Source organism: Pseudomonas sp., from assembly GCF_030684895.1.
GTDB lineage: Bacteria > Pseudomonadota > Gammaproteobacteria > Pseudomonadales > Pseudomonadaceae > Aquipseudomonas.
Window position 1 is genome coordinate 78,502 of sequence record NZ_JAUXXP010000025.1, and the last position, 15,419, is coordinate 93,920.

Here is a 15,419-nt window from a genome sequence, read left to right on the forward strand (position 1 = left end):
GCGCGCAAGCCTGACCACAGGCTATAAAGCGCCACCTCCCAGTCATGCGCGCGTTGTCATGCCCAAGCATTCCCCCCTCACCGCCTACCAGCAGGCTATCGACCACGACGGATTTAAATCCGACCCGGCGCAGTGGCTGGCTGCCCAGGCGTTACACGACTGCCATCAGGCCCTGCATCAGACCGCCCCCGCGCATCCCATCAATGGGGTCTACCTGTGGGGGCCGGTTGGCCGTGGCAAAACCTGGCTGATGGACAGCTTCTACAAGGGGCTAAAGGTCCCGGCGCGGCGCCAGCACTTCCACCACTTTATGCGCTGGGTGCATAGGCGCCTGTTTCAGCTCACCGGCACACCTGACCCATTGCAGGCGCTGGCCGTAGAGCTGAGCCGCGAGGTGCGCGTGCTGTGCTTCGATGAGCTGTTTGTCAGCGATATCGGCGACGCGATCATTCTCGGCCGCCTGTTCCAGGTGATGTTTGAGCAAGGTGTGGTGCTGGTAGCCACCTCCAACCAGCCGCCAGAACTGCTGTATGCCGAGGGTTTTAATCGCGAGCGCTTTCTGCCTGCGGTAGCCGCCCTGCAACGGCATATGCAGGTGGTGAGCATCAACGGCGAGCAAGACCATCGCCTGCACCCAGGAGCTGCGCATGCCCGTTACTGGGTTGCCACGCCGGGACTGCCCAGCGTGCTCAGCCGGACCTTTAGCCAATTGGCCGCAGGCAAGCCCAGCAGCGATCAACCGCTCACGCTCGGCAACCGCAGCGTGCAACCCCTGCGCCACTGCGACGGCGTGCTCTGGTGCCGCTTTGCCGATCTGTGCGAGCAGCCCCTGGCCGCGCCGGACTTTATCGCCCTGTGCGACCGCTTCCAGGCCATTCTGCTCAGCGAGGTGCCGAACCTGAGCAGCCCGCAACGCGCGGCGAAGATCGCCCGCGGCACCGAGGATGGCGTCGAGCGGGTGCAGGCCGGTGATCGGCAGCTGCCCGCCCTGTCGGTCAAGGATGACAGCGTGCGACGCTTTATCGCCCTGGTGGATGAGTGCTACGACCGCAAGGTGCCGCTGTACCTCGAAGCCCAGGTGCCGCTCGCCGAACTCTATACCGAGGGCTACCTGAGCTTCGCCTTTCGCCGCACCCTCAGCCGCTTACAGGAGATGCAACTCCAGCGCTTTGGGGCTTAATCGAGGGCCATGCACCAGTTAAGTGTTGAAGTCTGTGGGCCCACCAGATGATGCCTGGAGGCGCAGTAATCCGTAGGGTGGGTTAGGCGCATGACCACAGGCGATCCGATGATGCGCAATCAGTTGCGCCGTAACCCACCAGAGCTGGCAGACCGACTAACGCTTGGTGGGTTACGTGGCGCACCAATACCGCAGTGACCTTGCTAACTTGTCTCTGCGTCACTAACCCACCCTACGAAAACTGCGTGCGACAGGTAATTGGGGCATGCCTTAAAGCACGGCTTATCAAGCCTGCATGGCCCAGCCATGCACACTCATCGCCGCCTGACGTAAAGCTTCCGAGCGGGTCGGATGCGGGTGGCAAATCAGTGCGATATCTTCGGCCGAGGCACTGAACTCCAGGGCCACACAGTATTCGCCGATCAGCTCGCCAGCGCTGGGGCCGATGATATGCACGCCGAGAATCTGGTCGGTGCGCTCATCGGCCAGCACTTTGACGAAGCCTTCAGCCTCGTGATTGATCTTCGCCCGGCTGTTGGCGGTAAAGGGAAACTTGCCGACCTTGTAGGCGCGCCCTTCGGCCTTCAACTGCTCCTCGGTCTTGCCCACGGTGGCGACTTCCGGCTTGGTGTAGATAACGCCGGGAATCGCCTCGTAATTGACCTCGGCAGCATGCCCGGCGATCCGTTCGATACAGGCGATGGCTTCATCTTCGGCCTTGTGCGCAAGCATCGGTCCGGAGGTGACGTCGCCGATAGTCCAGATGCCAGGCACACCGCTTTTGTGCTGCTGGTTTTCCAACATGCCGCGCTTGTCGGTGGCCAGGCCGACGGTTTCCAGCCCCAGGCCGGCGGTATAAGGGCGGCGACCGATGGCGACCAGCACATAGTCAGCCTGTAGTTGCTCGACAGCGCCACCAGCAGCAGGCTGCAGGTCAAGGATCACGCCTTTGGCCGTGGCCTGGGCGGCGCTGACCTTGGTTGCCAGTTTGAAACGCATGCCTTGCTTGCTCAGGGTGCGCTGCAGGGTTTTCGCGGTTTCGTCATCAAGGCCGGGGCAAATACGGTCGAGGTACTCCACCACCGTCACTTCGCTGCCCAAACGCCGCCACACCGAACCCAGCTCCAGGCCGATCACTCCGGCGCCGATCACCACCAGGTGCTTGGGCACCTTGGGCAAGGCCAACGCGCCAGTCGAATCGAGAATGCGTTGGTTATCAATCGTCACCCCCGGCAGCGGCGTCGGTTCCGAGCCGGTGGCGATCACAATGTCCTTGGCCTGCAACTCGCGCACACTGCCATCGGCGAGGGTCACCGTGACCTTGCCCGGCCCATGCAAACGGCCCCAGCCCTTGATCCACTCGACCTTGTTCTTGCGAAACAGAAACTCAATGCCCTTGGTCAGCGCCGTTACGCTCTCATCCTTCTGCTTCATCATCTGCGCCAGATTGAGCGTCGGCGTGACCTCGATACCGAGGTTATTCAGCTCGCCGCTGGTAGCCGCTTCGTACAACTCCGAGGCATGCAGCAACGCCTTCGACGGCATGCAGCCGACATTCAGGCAGGTGCCGCCCAGAGTCTCGCGCCCCTCGATGCAGGCGACTTTCAAGCCCAGTTGCCCGGCACGGATAGCTGCGTTGTAGCCGCCGGGGCCGCCACCGATGATCAGCACGTCATAGTTGCTCATGGAAATGCTCCTAGGGTTTAGCCAACCAGCGCCGCGTTCGCTGCTGGCCGTGAGCGCAGCAGGTGAAAGGCGCAGAACGCCGCGACGGCGAATAAACTGTTCAGCAACACCATAGGCCACGCCGAGCCATCCGCCAGCAGGCTAAGCAAGACGCCGCTGCAGGTGGCGCCGGCCATTTGCGCAAAACCCATAAAGCCTGCGGCCAGCCCAGCGCGGTGGGCATTGGGGATCACTGCACCGGCCACCGAAGCTGGCAGCAACATGCCGCCGCCCAGAGTGACCAACACCTGGGGCAACGACAGGCCGAGCAACGACAAACCAAACAGCAGATAGATCGCCAACGTGGCCAGCGCGCCGGTCGCTACCAGCGCCGCGCCTATGCTGACGATTTTCTCCGGGCCCAGCTGCAGAATGCGCCGCTGGGTGAACAACGCGCCGGCAATCAACGCCGAAACAATCGCCGCGAAGGTGATGCCGTATTGCGCCGGGCTCAGCCCGAGCAGGCCGATATACACCGAGGAAGAGCCGGCAATCACCGCAAACATTGCGCCATAGGTACAGGCCAACGTCAGGGCCAGCGCGCGGAACGAGGCGGCGCGCAGCAGATCGGCATAGTTACCGGCCAGGCTGCTCAGTTGCCCGGCTTGCGGGTCGAGTTGCCGATTGCTTTCGCGGTACAAGCCCAACACCGCAGCCACGATGGCAACGCCGATCAGCAGTGCCAGGGCAATCGGTGCGCGCCAGCCGCCATACAGCGTCAGCACGCCGCCCAGCATCGGCGACAGGACGATAGCGCAGAGCATGCCGATCACCGTCAGCGCCAATGCCGGCCCCGCCTGCGCTTGCCACACATCGCGAACGATGGCCCGCGCCAGCACCAATGCAGCGCAGGCACCAAGCCCCTGCAGCACCCGGGCGACAATAAACTCGCCCATGCTGCTGGCCAACAACATCCACGAGGTGGCGAGCAGGTAGACCAGCAATCCGGCGATCAGCACCGGGCGCCGGCCGATGCGATCCGACAGCGGGCCGAGCAACAACTGGCCCAGACCAAAGGCGGCGACGAAAGCCGATAAAGCCAGCAGGCTGCTGCCGGGGCGAGCCGTCATGATCAGCTCGATAGCGCCCAGGCTGGGGATGATCAGCTGAGTGGAAATCTCTCCAAGTGCGGTCAGGGCCACCAGAATCAACAGCAGGCTGCGCGACGGCAAGGGATAACGAGGCATGGGCGTGGGTCCTGTGATCACGGGCTGGCGTGGTTCGCCAAACTTTAATATTTCAACCATAATACAAACAATTAAATTACGCTTATAATTTTACAGCCAGCACAAACAGAGGCCCGTCCCATGAGCATCCCATCACGTGAAGAAAAACTGGCCGAATGGCTCGCCGCCGAACAGGCCATGCGCGCCAGCCTCGGTGCACCCGGCAGCATGAGCCTGGCGCAGGTAAGTGAGCTGTTGCCGCAAGAGTTCTTTGATGGTATTGGCCGTGGTGAACTGCCCTCGCCGCCCATCGGCCATCTGCTGGATTTTGTCCCGCTGGAGTGGTCATCCGGGCGCTTCGTCTTCCAGGGCACGCCCGATGCGCGCCACTACAACCCACTGGGCAGCGTGCACGGCGGTTATGCGGCCACCCTGCTCGACTCCTGCATGGGCTGCGCCATCCACACCCAATTGCAGCGCGGCCAGGGTTACACCACCACCGATCTGCGCATCAGCTACATCCGCGCCCTCAATACCAAGGTCGGCCCGATCCGCGCCGAAGGCAGCATCGTGCATATCGGCCGCACCACCGCGTTGGCCGAAGGGCGCATTTACGATGTCGACGACCGTCTGTACGCCGTCGGCTCAACCACCTGCCTGATTCTCAGCATGCCTGGGACATCGCCTGCACCCGGCACTGAAACACCGGGACGAAGCGAGTAAGATGGCAGGCAACATCTGAAACCAGCGGCCAGGTACTCCATGCGCTATTCCGAAGACCACAAAGCCCAGACCCATCAGCGCATCATCGAAGAGGCCGCGCGCCTGTTCCGCCGCGACGGCGTGGGCGCCACCGGCCTGCAGCCGCTGATGAAAACCCTGGGGCTGACCCATGGCGGTTTCTACGCCCACTTCAAATCGAAAGATGAGCTGGTGGAAACCGCCCTGCGTCACAGCGCTGACACGTTGACAGCCACCACCAGCGAGATGGCCAACAGCGATCAACCGCTGGCTCGCTTGATCAGCGGCTATCTTTCGTCCGCTCACCGCGCTAATCCGGGCGATGGCTGCCCGCTGCCGACCATGTCCGCCGAGCTGGGCCAGCGCGGCGCACCCAGCCCGGTGACCGACGAGCTGATCCGCGACCGCCTGCAAACCATCGAAGCCGGCCTTAACGTTGAGCATGCCGATGAGCAGAGCGTGCTGATCCTCAGCGCCATGGTCGGCGCCCTGCTGCTGTCGCGCAGCGTCAGCGACCCGGAACTGTCCGACCGCTTGCTGAAAACCACCCGTCGCCTGCTGATCGAACAGAACACCGGCGACGCAGCGCAAACCGCCTGACTGCAAATAATTAAGCGCCACAAAAGCAAAAGCCCTGACGGTCTCCAGCCAGGGCTTTTCTTGTTACGGCCAGCGATTTACTTGTAACGAGCCGCCGCACTGCTGTGCGATAGGTTCGGCGCCAGCTTGCCGCGGGCATCGGTAAAGGCCTGCCAGTCAGCGGCGTCCGGCAGCGAGGGAATGGTGATCAGTTCGCCCTGATCGAAACCGGCCAGCGCCGCATCAACCATCTCGCCGACTTCCATGATCATGCTCGCCGGCAGGGCCGAATCGTCCATACCGCTGCGCTCCCAGATCTCGGTGCGGGTAATGCCGGGCAATACGGCCTGCACCTGCAGGCCCTGGGCCTTAACTTCACCGTTGAGGGTCTGGGTCAGGCTCAGGACATAGGCTTTGGTTGCGCTGTAGACGGCATTGAACATTTCCGGAGCCAGGGCCACCACCGAGGCAATATTGATAATGGCCCCGCGCCCAGCGGCGGTGAAGTTGGCAGCGGCGGCGGTGGACAGGTGAGTCAGCGAAACCACGTTGAGCAGGATCATCCGATCCACGGTATCGAGATCGGCCTCGGCCAACTGACCATTCATGGCCATACCGGCGTTATTGACCAGCAGGCTGATGGCCTTGTCAGTGCGCAGGCGCTGAGTAACGGCATGCAGATCAGCCTTGTCAGTCAGGTCGGCCTTCAGCGCTTCGACTTTTATCCCGTACTGCTCGGTCAAACGCGCAGCTAGCGCCTGCAGTCGCGGCAGATCACGGGCGACCAGCAGCAAGTCGTAACCGCGCTGCGCCAGGCGCTCGGCGTAGGTAGCGCCAATGCCTGACGAAGCGCCGGTGATCAATGCAGTGCCTTTCTCATTATGCGTGCTCATGCTGCGTCTCCTGGGTGTGCGGGGGTAGTTAGGCTGTCTGGAGGTATAGTGCGCCAAATCACATTACACACATAATATAAATATTATATGTCGATCATAATAAAAATTATCGACGGCTATTCGGTAAACGCCTGGGACGTATAAACACCCGAAAAAGACCGCTAAAGGCCCGATGGCAGAACACAAAAAAGCGGACAACCGGTGAAGGTTGTCCGCTCTTGTGCGACGTAGAGCGTCGAGCTTGTTAGCTGCGGATCAGATGATCGAAGGCACTCAGGGAAGCCTTGGCACCCTCGCCCACGGCAATCACAATCTGCTTGTACGGCACGGTGGTCACGTCACCGGCGGCAAACACCCCCGGGATATTGGTGGCACCCTTGGCGTCGACGATGATCTCACCGAAACGCGACAGCTCTACGCTGCCCTTGAGCCAGTCGGTGTTAGGCAACAGGCCGATCTGCACGAAGATGCCTTCCAGCTCGACGCTGTGCAGCTCTTCGCTGGTGCGGTCCTTGTACACCAGCGCATTGACCTTCTGACCGTCACCTTTGACTTCGGTGGTTTGCGCGCTCTTGATCACGCTGACGTTGGGCAGGCTGTAGAGCTTCTTCTGCAGCACGGCGTCGGCACGCAGGGTGTCGGCGAACTCCAGCAGGGTCACGTGGGCCACCAGGCCAGCCAAATCGATGGCTGCCTCGACGCCGGAGTTACCGCCGCCGATCACCGCAACACGCTTGCCCTTGAACAGCGGACCGTCGCAGTGCGGGCAGAAGCACACACCCTTGGCCTTGTATTCCTGCTCGCCGGGCACACCCATCTCGCGCCAGCGCGCACCGGTGGAGAGGATCACAGTCTTCGCTTTGAGGCTGGAACCGTTCTCAAACTTCACCTCATGCAGGCCGCCTGCGCTGCTCGCCGGAACGAGTGCGCCGGCACGCTGCAGGTTCATGATGTCGACTTCGTACTCACGCACGTGCTCTTCGAGGGCGCGTACCAGCTTCGGCCCTTCGGTTTCCTTTACCGAGATAAAGTTCTCGATGGCCATGGTATCCAGCACCTGACCGCCGAAACGCTCGGCAGCAATCGCGGTACGAATACCCTTGCGCGCAGCGTAGATGGCCGCCGCAGCGCCGGCTGGACCACCGCCCACCACCAGCACGTCGAAGGCCTGTTTGGCGCTCATCTTCTCGGCGTCGCGGTTGGCTGCGCCGGTGTCGATCTTGGCGAGAATTTCCTTCACTTCCATACGGCCGGAAGCAAACACTTCGCCGTTCAGGTAGATGCTCGGCACGGCCATCACCTGGCGACGCTCGACCTCTTCCTGGAACAGCGCGCCATCGATGGAGACGTTGCGGATATTCGGGTTGAGCACCGCCATCAGGTTCAGCGCCTGGACCACGTCCGGGCAGTTCTGGCAGGACAGCGAGTAGTAGGTCTCGAACTCGAACGAGCCTTCAATGCTCTTGATCTGCTCGATGGTTTCGGCATCCAGCTTGGACGGGTGACCGCCCACCTGCAGCAGCGCCAGTACCAGCGAGGTGAACTCATGGCCCATGGGGATGCCGGCGAAGGTCAGGCCGATGTTTGCACCTGGGCGATTAAGCGAGAACGACGGACGACGGGCATCGCTGCCATCGGTCTTCAGGGTGATCTTGTCGGTCAGGCCGACGATGGTTTGCAGCAGTTCAAGCAGCTCCTGGGATTTGGCACTGTCATCGAGGGACGCGACGATCTCGAACGGCAGGGTGACCTTTTCCAGGTAGGCCTTCAACTGGGTTTGCAGGTTAGCGTCCAACATGGCGGATAGTCCTCAATGACAAAAAATCTGGGCAATAAAAAATTGTCAGGAACAATTTTTAACGTCGCGTAGCGACGGCCTACAGGGTGCTGCCAAGGAATGGCAGGCAAATAAAATGCCCGGACGGATCGCGCCCGGGCATCGGGCACTAGTAAGGCTGGATTACAGCCCTTAGCGCAGGGATCAGCAGAAAACGCATTGGGAAACGTTGCGAGCGAAGGTCAGGCAAGGCGAAATCAGGCGAGGACGCGGAGTTTACGAGTTGTAAATGACAAGTCCGAGCCTGATTTCAACGCAGCATGGCCGAGCGCAGTAGTTTCCCGGGCGTTTTTAGATCTTGCCAACCAGGTCCAGCGACGGAGCCAGAGTCTTCTCGCCTTCTTTCCACTTGGCTGGGCACACTTCGCCTGGGTGAGCAGCGGTGTACTGAGCAGCTTTCAGCTTGCGCAGGGTTTCCGATACGTCACGGGCGATTTCGTTGGAGTGGATTTCAACGGTCTTGATCACGCCTTCCGGGTTGATCAGGAAGGTGCCGCGCAGCGCCAGACCTTCTTCTTCGATGTGCACACCGAAAGCGCGGGTCAGCGCGTGGGTCGGATCACCTACCAGCGGGAACTGAGCCTTGCCTACAGCTGGCGAAGTTTCGTGCCAGACCTTGTGGGAGAAATGGGTGTCGGTGGTGACAATGTAAACTTCGGTGCCGGCATCGCGGAACGCAGCGTAGTTGTTGGCAGCGTCTTCGATTTCAGTCGGGCAGTTGAAGGTGAAGGCAGCTGGCATAAAGATCAGTACCGACCACTGGCCTTTCAGGGACTGCTCGGTCACTTCGATGAACTTGCCGTTGTGGAAAGCGTTAGCCTTGAACGGTTGAACTTGGGTGTTGATGAGAGACATCTCTGGTTCCTTTTGAGGGTTAGAAATTTACAGGGCGCATTTTAGCGCCTTATGCAAAAAAAGCTTATTGATTGCTGCCATCATTCCGATTGAGTAAGCCAATCGCACGTAGGCCTTAGACCAATGCCGGGTCTATCACCAGCACCAACTTGCCGTTGACCTGATTGCTCGCCAACGCAGCAAAGGCGGCTTCGGCATCTTTGAGCGCATAAGCCTGCTGAAGTTGCGGCTTGAGCCGTCCCTCGGCAAACAGCGGCCAGACAAACTGTTGCAGATCGCGCAACAGATCGGCCTTGAACTGCTCTTCGCGATTGCGCAGGGTCGAGCCGATCAGCGCAATGCGCTTGCCCAATACCACCGCCAGATCCAGCTCGGCCTTGCGCCCGCCGAGCAAGCCGATGTTTACCCAACGGCCATCCACAGCCAGCAGATCCAGGTTAAGCGCGGCGTAACTGCCGCCCACCGGGTCGAGAATCACGTCGAACGGGGCGAAATCGCGCAACGCCTGCAGCTGTTCTTCACCGCGCAGCACACCGCCCTGAGCACCGAGGCTTTCGCAATAGGCCAAACGCTCCGGCGAACCGACGCTGACCCAGCACGGGCTGCCAAAGGCTTTGCACAATTGAATGGCCGCCGAACCCACGCCGCTGGCGCCGGCATGCAGCAACACCTTCTGCCCAGGCTTCAACGCAGCCAGCTGGAATAGATTGAGCCAGGCCGTGGCATACACCTCGGGCAACGCCGCCGCTTCGGCCAGCGTCATGCCTTCGGGCACCAGCAAGGCGTGCCGCGCATCGACCACGACCTCTTCGGCCATACCGCCGCCGCTTAACAGCGCGCACACCCTGTCGCCTACTTTCCAGTCGCAACCGGCACCCACCTCGCTGACGATACCGGCGCATTCCAACCCAAGCACCTCGCTGGCGCCTGGCGGCGGCGGATAGAGCCCGGCACGCTGCAACAAGTCGGCGCGATTCAACCCGGCGGCCGCTACACGGATGCGAATTTCCCCTACATCACAGGCCGGCGCTGGGTGTTGCGCCCATTCCACACGGCCTTCCACGCCTTGCAATGCCTTCACGCTGCCTCCATAGTGCATTTGAACCGAGCCCGGCGCTGACCGCCGGGCTTTTGCATTGCGCCGATGGAACCTGGCGCCCTTAAAGACGGCCTAATATGCGTTATCAACTGCCCACACGTCGAATTAGCATGAAGCGATCCCTACTCAGCGTCACCCTCGCCTTTACGTTTGCCCTGAGCGCCCTGCCGCTCGCGGCGAAAACCACCAGTGACGACTCCTGGGAATACCTGCAGCCTGACCGCGAGCAAGTCATCGCCAGCCTCAACGTCGTGGAATTGTTGAAGCGCCATCACTACAACAAACCACCGCTGAATGACGAGCGCTCGGAGAAGATCTATCAGGGCTACCTGAAGATGCTCGATCCCTCGCGCAGCTATTTTATTGCCTCCGACATTGCCGAGTTCGATCAATGGCGCACGCGCTTTGACGACCTGCTGAAAAACGGCGACCTGCAGCCCGGCTTTGCCATCTACAAGCGCCACCTGGAGCGTTTGCAGAGCCGCCTGCAATTCACCCTGAACATGCTGGAAAAAGGCGTCGACAAGATTGACCTCGACAGCGATGAAAGCCTGCTGATCGACCGCGAGAACGCGCCCTGGGTCAAGGATCTCGCCGAACTCGACGACCTCTGGCGCAAGCGCGTCAAAGACGAAGTGCTGCGCCTGAAAATCGCCGGTAAAGAGCCCAAGGCGATTCAAGAGCTGCTGACCAAGCGCTACAACAACCAGCTCGCACGGCTCAAGCAGACCCGCGGCGAAGACGTGTTCCAGGCTTACATCAACGCCTTTGCCATGTCCTACGACCCGCACACCACCTACCTGTCGCCGGACAATGCAGAAAACTTCGACATCAATATGAGCCTGTCGCTCGAAGGTATTGGTGCGGTGCTGCAAAGCGATAACGAACACGTCAAGGTCGTGCGCTTGGTGCCGGCCGGCCCGGCAGAAAAGAGCAAGCAGATCTCCCCCGCCGATAAGATCATCGGCGTGGCCCAGGGCAGCAAAGAAATGGTCGACGTGATCGGCTGGCGCCTGGATGAAGTGGTCAAACTGATTCGCGGCCCGAAAGGTTCCACTGTGCGCTTGGAAGTGATTCCTGCAAGCAATGCGCCGAACGATCAAACCAGCAAAGTGGTCGCCATCACCCGCGAAGCGGTCAAGCTGGAAGAACAGGCCGCAAAGAAGTCCATCCTCAACCTCAAGCACGACAACCGCGACTACAAGCTCGGGGTCATCGAGATTCCGGCCTTCTACCTGGATTTCAAAGCCTTCCGTGCCGGCGACCCGAACTACAAAAGCACCACCCGTGACGTCAAACGCCTGCTCACCGAGCTGGAGAAGGAAAAAGTCGACGGCGTGGTGATCGACCTGCGCAACAACGGCGGCGGCTCGCTGCAGGAAGCCACCGAACTGACCGGCCTGTTTATCGACCAAGGCCCCACCGTACTGGTGCGCAACAGCGACGGCCGCGTTGATGTACTGGCCGACGAGAACACCGGCATCTACTACAAAGGCCCGCTGGCCGTACTGGTCAATCGCTTGTCGGCGTCGGCGTCGGAGATTTTCGCCGGTGCCATGCAGGACTATCACCGCGCGCTGATTCTCGGCGGCCAGACCTTCGGCAAAGGCACCGTGCAGACCATCCAGCCGCTCAACCATGGTGAGCTGAAGCTGACCCTGGCCAAGTTCTATCGCGTCTCCGGGCAGAGTACCCAGCACCAGGGCGTTATTCCCGATATCCAGTATCCAGACATCATGGACACCAAGGAAATCGGCGAGAGCGCCCTGCCCGAGGCCCTGCCGTGGGACAGCATCAAACCCGCCATCACGCCGGAGCTGGACCCGATCAAGCCGTTCCTCGCCGAACTGCAGAGCCGTTTTGAACAGCGCACCGCACAGAACCCGGACTTCACCTTCGCCCGTGAACGCCTGCAACTGGCGCAGAAGTTGATGGAAGAAACCACCGTCAGCCTCAATGAAAGCAAACGCCGCGCCCAGCAGACGGATATCGAAGGCCAGCAGTTGGCTATCGAGAACAGCCGCCGCAAAGCCAAAGGCGAAACCCTGCTGAACAAGCTCAAGGAAGAAGATGAAGACGCGCTACCGGTAGATGAAAAAACCAAACCGGAAGATGATGCCTACCTCGCCGAAAGCGGGCGCATCCTGCTCGACTACCTCGGCTTGAACACTCGCCTGGCCAAACAGTAAACAGCGAGCGTCATCAAAGGGTCATCAAACTGTCGTGAAATACGGGGACTGGTAGCCATACCAGTCCCCGTTTTTTTATGCACAGAGAGCCGCCATGATCGTCACCGAGCAGTTCAGCGCATTGGACAGCATCCTCGCCAATGGCGACCTGCACAGCCTGTTTCAACCCATCTTCTCGCTCTCCGAGCGACGCATCCTCGGTTATGAAGCCCTCAGTCGCGGCCCGTCCAACAGCGCCCTGCACTCGCCGATCAACCTGTTCGCCGTCGCCCGCAGTGCCGGTCGTCTGAGTGAACTGGAACTGCTCTGCCGTAAAAATGCCTGCCAGCGTTTCAGCCAATTCAAGCTTGAAGGCAAGCTGTTCCTCAACGTCTCGCCAGACTCGCTGATGGAACCCAAGCATCAACCGGGACGCACCCTGCAGCTGCTGCAAAGCCTGGGCATTCCACCGAGTCAGGTGGTGATCGAGCTGACCGAGCAATCGCCCACCGACGACTTCGCTCTGCTCGACACCGCGCTGCATCACTACCGCGCCATGGGCTTTTCCATCGCCCTGGATGACCTTGGCGCCGGCTATTCGAGCCTGCGTCTGTGGTCGGAGCTGCGCCCGGATTACGTGAAGATCGATCGCCACTTTATCGACGGCATCCACCAAGACGCGGTCAAGCGTGAGTTCGTCGGCTCGATTCTGAAAATGGCCAAAGCCTCTCGCGCCCAGGTAATCGCCGAAGGCATCGAACTGCCAGAGGAGCTGGCCGTTCTCGCCGAAATGGGCGTCGACCTGATCCAGGGCTATTTGCTCTGCCGCCCGCAGGAGCAACCGCCGCGTGATGCCACCAACCTGCTGCCCAGCACCACCTCCAGCAGCCCGCTCAGTGAAGAGGCCAGCGACCTGCGCGGCCTACTCAACCCGCAACGTGCAGTACCCCTGAGCACTCCAACCAGCGAAGTGCTGGAAATGTTCCGCGCCCAGGCCAACCTGAACTCGCTGGCGGTGCTCAACCAGGCGCAACAACCCGTTGGCATCGTGCACCGTCATTCACTGGCCGAAGCCTTGCTCAAACCCTTCGCCAACGAGTTGTTCGCCCGCAAACCGATCAGCCGCCTGATGAGTGATGACTACCTGGCGGTGGAATGCAGCCAGTCGCTGCAACAAGTCAGCCGCCTGCTCACCAGCCGTGCCCGCCAACGCATCGAAGAAGATTTCATCATCATTGAGGACGGCGGCTATATCGGGCTCGGCCGGGTGATCGATGTTCTCAAGCTGATCACCGAGCTGAAAATCCAGCAGGCCCGTTATGCCAATCCGCTGACCTTGCTACCAGGCAATGTGCCGATCCAGCAGTGCCTGACTCGTCTGCTGCAACAGTGTCGTGAAGTGGTGGTGTGCTATGTGGATATCGACAACTTCAAGCCGTTCAACGACATCTACGGCTACGCCAAAGGCGATGAAGTGCTACTCAGCCTGGCGCAGTGCCTGAATGACCGGGTCGACCCAACGCGGGATTTTGTTGGCCATATTGGCGGCGATGACTTTCTGCTGGTGCTCGGCTCGCAGGACTGGCGCGCGCGGCTTAATCGCCTGCTTGAAGACTTCCAGAGCCAGTGTCGGCGTTTCTACCGTGAGGAAGACCTGCACGCGGGCTGCTTTGTCGCCCATGACCGCAACGGCAAACGCCAGGAGTACGCGCTGTTGTCCTTGTCTCTGGGTGTGGTGCATGTACATCCCGAGCAATGCGCGCAACTGGATGCCAGCCAGCTGGCGGCGATGGCCTCAGAGGCCAAGCGTCACGCCAAGGCGGTGCCGGGTTACAGCCTGCATATCATCGATACACAGGCTGATACGGCGGCCTGATCGTAAAGCCTGAATCAGAGGCCACTCAGGCGATTGGATAGCGCAGAGAAATGCTCGGCCTGCGCCGCATCAGCGGCAACACCCGCAGCACCGCTGCGGTACAACTCAGCCAGGCGATAGGCAGCAGCTGTGTGCCCTGCCTGTGCGGCCAGCGTCCACCAGTCGATGGCCTGCTGCGCATCCGCCGCATGCTGGGTATCGCCGGAAAGACTCAGAACGCCGAGCTGGTAAGCGGCCTTGGCATCGCCGGCCTTGGCTGCCAAACCGAGTAAACGCCGCCCTTCATTGCGCGCGCCCAGGCCCTGACCGCGAAACAGCAGGATATGCCCGTAGAAGCTTTGCGCCTGGGTATCACCCAGCGCGGCCATGCGGGCGAACTGCCCTTCCAGCCAACGCCAAGCCCGCGGCTGCTTAACCAGCCAGGCCCAGTGGAACAAACGACGCGCCAGCAGGTAGCCGATACGCGCACGCAGCGCGCCGAACATCAGGCGTCTTCCGGGTAGCTGAACTCGAACACGCGGGCCACTTCGGCGGCATGCCAGGAGGCGGCGGCGATGCCATCGGACGCACCGCTAAAGCGGCCCAAACGGCTAACGCATTCAAAAAAACCGGTACGCGGCAAACGGCTGGCGCCCTGGCTGATAACCAGCGCACTGCGCAGCGGACGCTCGGCACGCGCATCCAGTGCGGCCAGGTGCTCCAGCGCGGCGGCCAGGGTCTGCATGGCCGGGCTGGGCAGAGCAAGACGCTCGATCAGCGCACGATAGGTGAGCAGGTGACGTTGGCGCTGGGCATCTTCAAGCTCACCGAGCAACGCCTGCCAATGTTGCCGACTGATGCTTACGCTCAAGGCTGCGCCTCCCACCCATCGACACCAAGATGCCAGGCCAGGGCGCGCTGAATGGCGGCGTCCGGCTGGCGTTCTCCGCTCTCGATCATGCCCAGGTAATGCGGGCTGATACCGACATTGCGCGCCAGTTGTTCGGCACTCATGCCTTTGGCCTCGCGCAAAGCTGTCAGCTGGCTCAGAGCAGGCTTGCAGGCATCAACAGCCATGGCCACGGCGGCAACCTCAGGCGCACGCCCGGCGGCCTGCAGCAAGGCCTGATACTGCGACCAGGGCAACACCGCATACTCCGGCTGGCCATCGCGCTCGATCACTTGCACATTCATCTGTAAATCTCCATGCAGAGCACTTCCATCACTCTCAGCAACTCCAGAACAGGCGGTCATCTTAACAGCCCGGCACGATAAAGCGCGTGATCTATACTGCCTTCAGGTTATCAAGCGGCAGCTGGGG

The 15,419-nt window shown here is 60.9% G+C and carries 14 protein-coding genes; 5 read left to right on the top strand and 9 right to left on the bottom strand.

Annotated features, from left to right (window positions below; genetic code table 11):
- Positions 1–58 precede the first annotated feature (58 nt).
- Entirely contained in the window at positions 59–1,180 is a 1,122-nt protein-coding gene (gene zapE / locus Q8M42_RS05385; protein ID WP_304865241.1) for a cell division protein ZapE, read from the top strand.
- Positions 1,181–1,465: 285 nt separating this feature from the next.
- Here the strand turns inward: zapE and lpdA are convergent, their stop codons facing one another.
- Complete coding sequence (gene lpdA / locus Q8M42_RS05390) at positions 1,466–2,866, bottom strand: dihydrolipoyl dehydrogenase (RefSeq protein WP_304865243.1); 1,401 nt, start codon at positions 2,864–2,866, stop codon at positions 1,466–1,468.
- A 17-nt stretch (positions 2,867–2,883) separates the two neighbouring features.
- Positions 2,884–4,092 carry an MFS transporter gene (locus tag Q8M42_RS05395; protein WP_304865245.1) on the bottom strand — a complete coding sequence of 403 codons (1,209 nt, stop codon included), beginning with the start codon at positions 4,090–4,092 and terminating at the stop codon, positions 2,884–2,886.
- A 120-nt stretch (positions 4,093–4,212) separates the two neighbouring features.
- Here Q8M42_RS05395 and Q8M42_RS05400 point away from each other — a divergent pair, with 120 nt between their 5' ends.
- A complete protein-coding gene (locus tag Q8M42_RS05400) occupies positions 4,213–4,794 on the top strand; it encodes a PaaI family thioesterase (protein ID WP_304865247.1) in 582 nt (193 codons plus the stop codon).
- Positions 4,795–4,833: 39 nt separating this feature from the next.
- Positions 4,834–5,412 carry a TetR/AcrR family transcriptional regulator gene (locus Q8M42_RS05405; protein WP_304865249.1) on the top strand — a complete coding sequence of 193 codons (579 nt, stop codon included), beginning with the start codon at positions 4,834–4,836 and terminating at the stop codon, positions 5,410–5,412.
- 77 nt (positions 5,413–5,489) lie between these two features.
- Here the strand turns inward: Q8M42_RS05405 and Q8M42_RS05410 are convergent, their stop codons facing one another.
- From Q8M42_RS05410 to Q8M42_RS05425, 4 genes are all read right to left on the bottom strand, one after another.
- Positions 5,490–6,284, bottom strand: a complete 795-nt coding sequence (locus Q8M42_RS05410) for an SDR family oxidoreductase (RefSeq protein WP_304865251.1) — start codon at positions 6,282–6,284, stop codon at positions 5,490–5,492.
- A 244-nt stretch (positions 6,285–6,528) separates the two neighbouring features.
- Complete coding sequence (ahpF, locus tag Q8M42_RS05415; protein WP_304865252.1) at positions 6,529–8,082, bottom strand: alkyl hydroperoxide reductase subunit F; 1,554 nt, start codon at positions 8,080–8,082, stop codon at positions 6,529–6,531.
- Between the two features lie 330 nt (positions 8,083–8,412).
- The gene (ahpC, locus tag Q8M42_RS05420) at positions 8,413–8,976 is read right to left on the bottom strand and encodes an alkyl hydroperoxide reductase subunit C (protein ID WP_304865254.1); all 564 of its coding nucleotides are present in this window, start codon (positions 8,974–8,976) and stop codon (positions 8,413–8,415) included.
- Between the two features lie 115 nt (positions 8,977–9,091).
- Positions 9,092–10,057, bottom strand: coding sequence for an NAD(P)H-quinone oxidoreductase (locus Q8M42_RS05425; RefSeq protein WP_304865256.1), 966 nt, complete (start codon positions 10,055–10,057; stop codon positions 9,092–9,094).
- Between the two features lie 128 nt (positions 10,058–10,185).
- Between Q8M42_RS05425 and Q8M42_RS05430 the strand changes: the two genes are divergently transcribed.
- Entirely contained in the window at positions 10,186–12,264 is a 2,079-nt protein-coding gene (locus Q8M42_RS05430; protein ID WP_304865258.1) for a carboxy terminal-processing peptidase, read from the top strand.
- A gap of 94 nt (positions 12,265–12,358) precedes the next feature.
- Positions 12,359–14,119 (top strand): bifunctional diguanylate cyclase/phosphodiesterase, encoded by a 1,761-nt coding sequence (locus Q8M42_RS05435; RefSeq protein WP_304865260.1) that lies wholly within the window; start codon positions 12,359–12,361, stop codon positions 14,117–14,119.
- A gap of 14 nt (positions 14,120–14,133) precedes the next feature.
- Here the strand turns inward: Q8M42_RS05435 and Q8M42_RS05440 are convergent, their stop codons facing one another.
- From Q8M42_RS05440 to Q8M42_RS05450, 3 genes are read right to left on the bottom strand one after another with little or no spacing between them, the layout of a single operon-like run.
- The gene (locus Q8M42_RS05440; protein ID WP_304865262.1) at positions 14,134–14,604 is read right to left on the bottom strand and encodes a sel1 repeat family protein; all 471 of its coding nucleotides are present in this window, start codon (positions 14,602–14,604) and stop codon (positions 14,134–14,136) included.
- Positions 14,604–14,969: a hypothetical protein gene (locus Q8M42_RS05445; RefSeq protein WP_160015055.1), complete on the bottom strand. Its 366-nt coding sequence runs from the start codon at positions 14,967–14,969 to the stop codon at positions 14,604–14,606. Before Q8M42_RS05445 ends, Q8M42_RS05440 begins: the two co-directional genes overlap by 1 nt.
- Positions 14,966–15,292, bottom strand: coding sequence for a helix-turn-helix transcriptional regulator (locus Q8M42_RS05450; protein WP_304865265.1), 327 nt, complete (start codon positions 15,290–15,292; stop codon positions 14,966–14,968). The genes Q8M42_RS05445 and Q8M42_RS05450 overlap by 4 nt, the downstream gene beginning before the upstream one ends.
- Positions 15,293–15,419 lie beyond the last annotated feature (127 nt).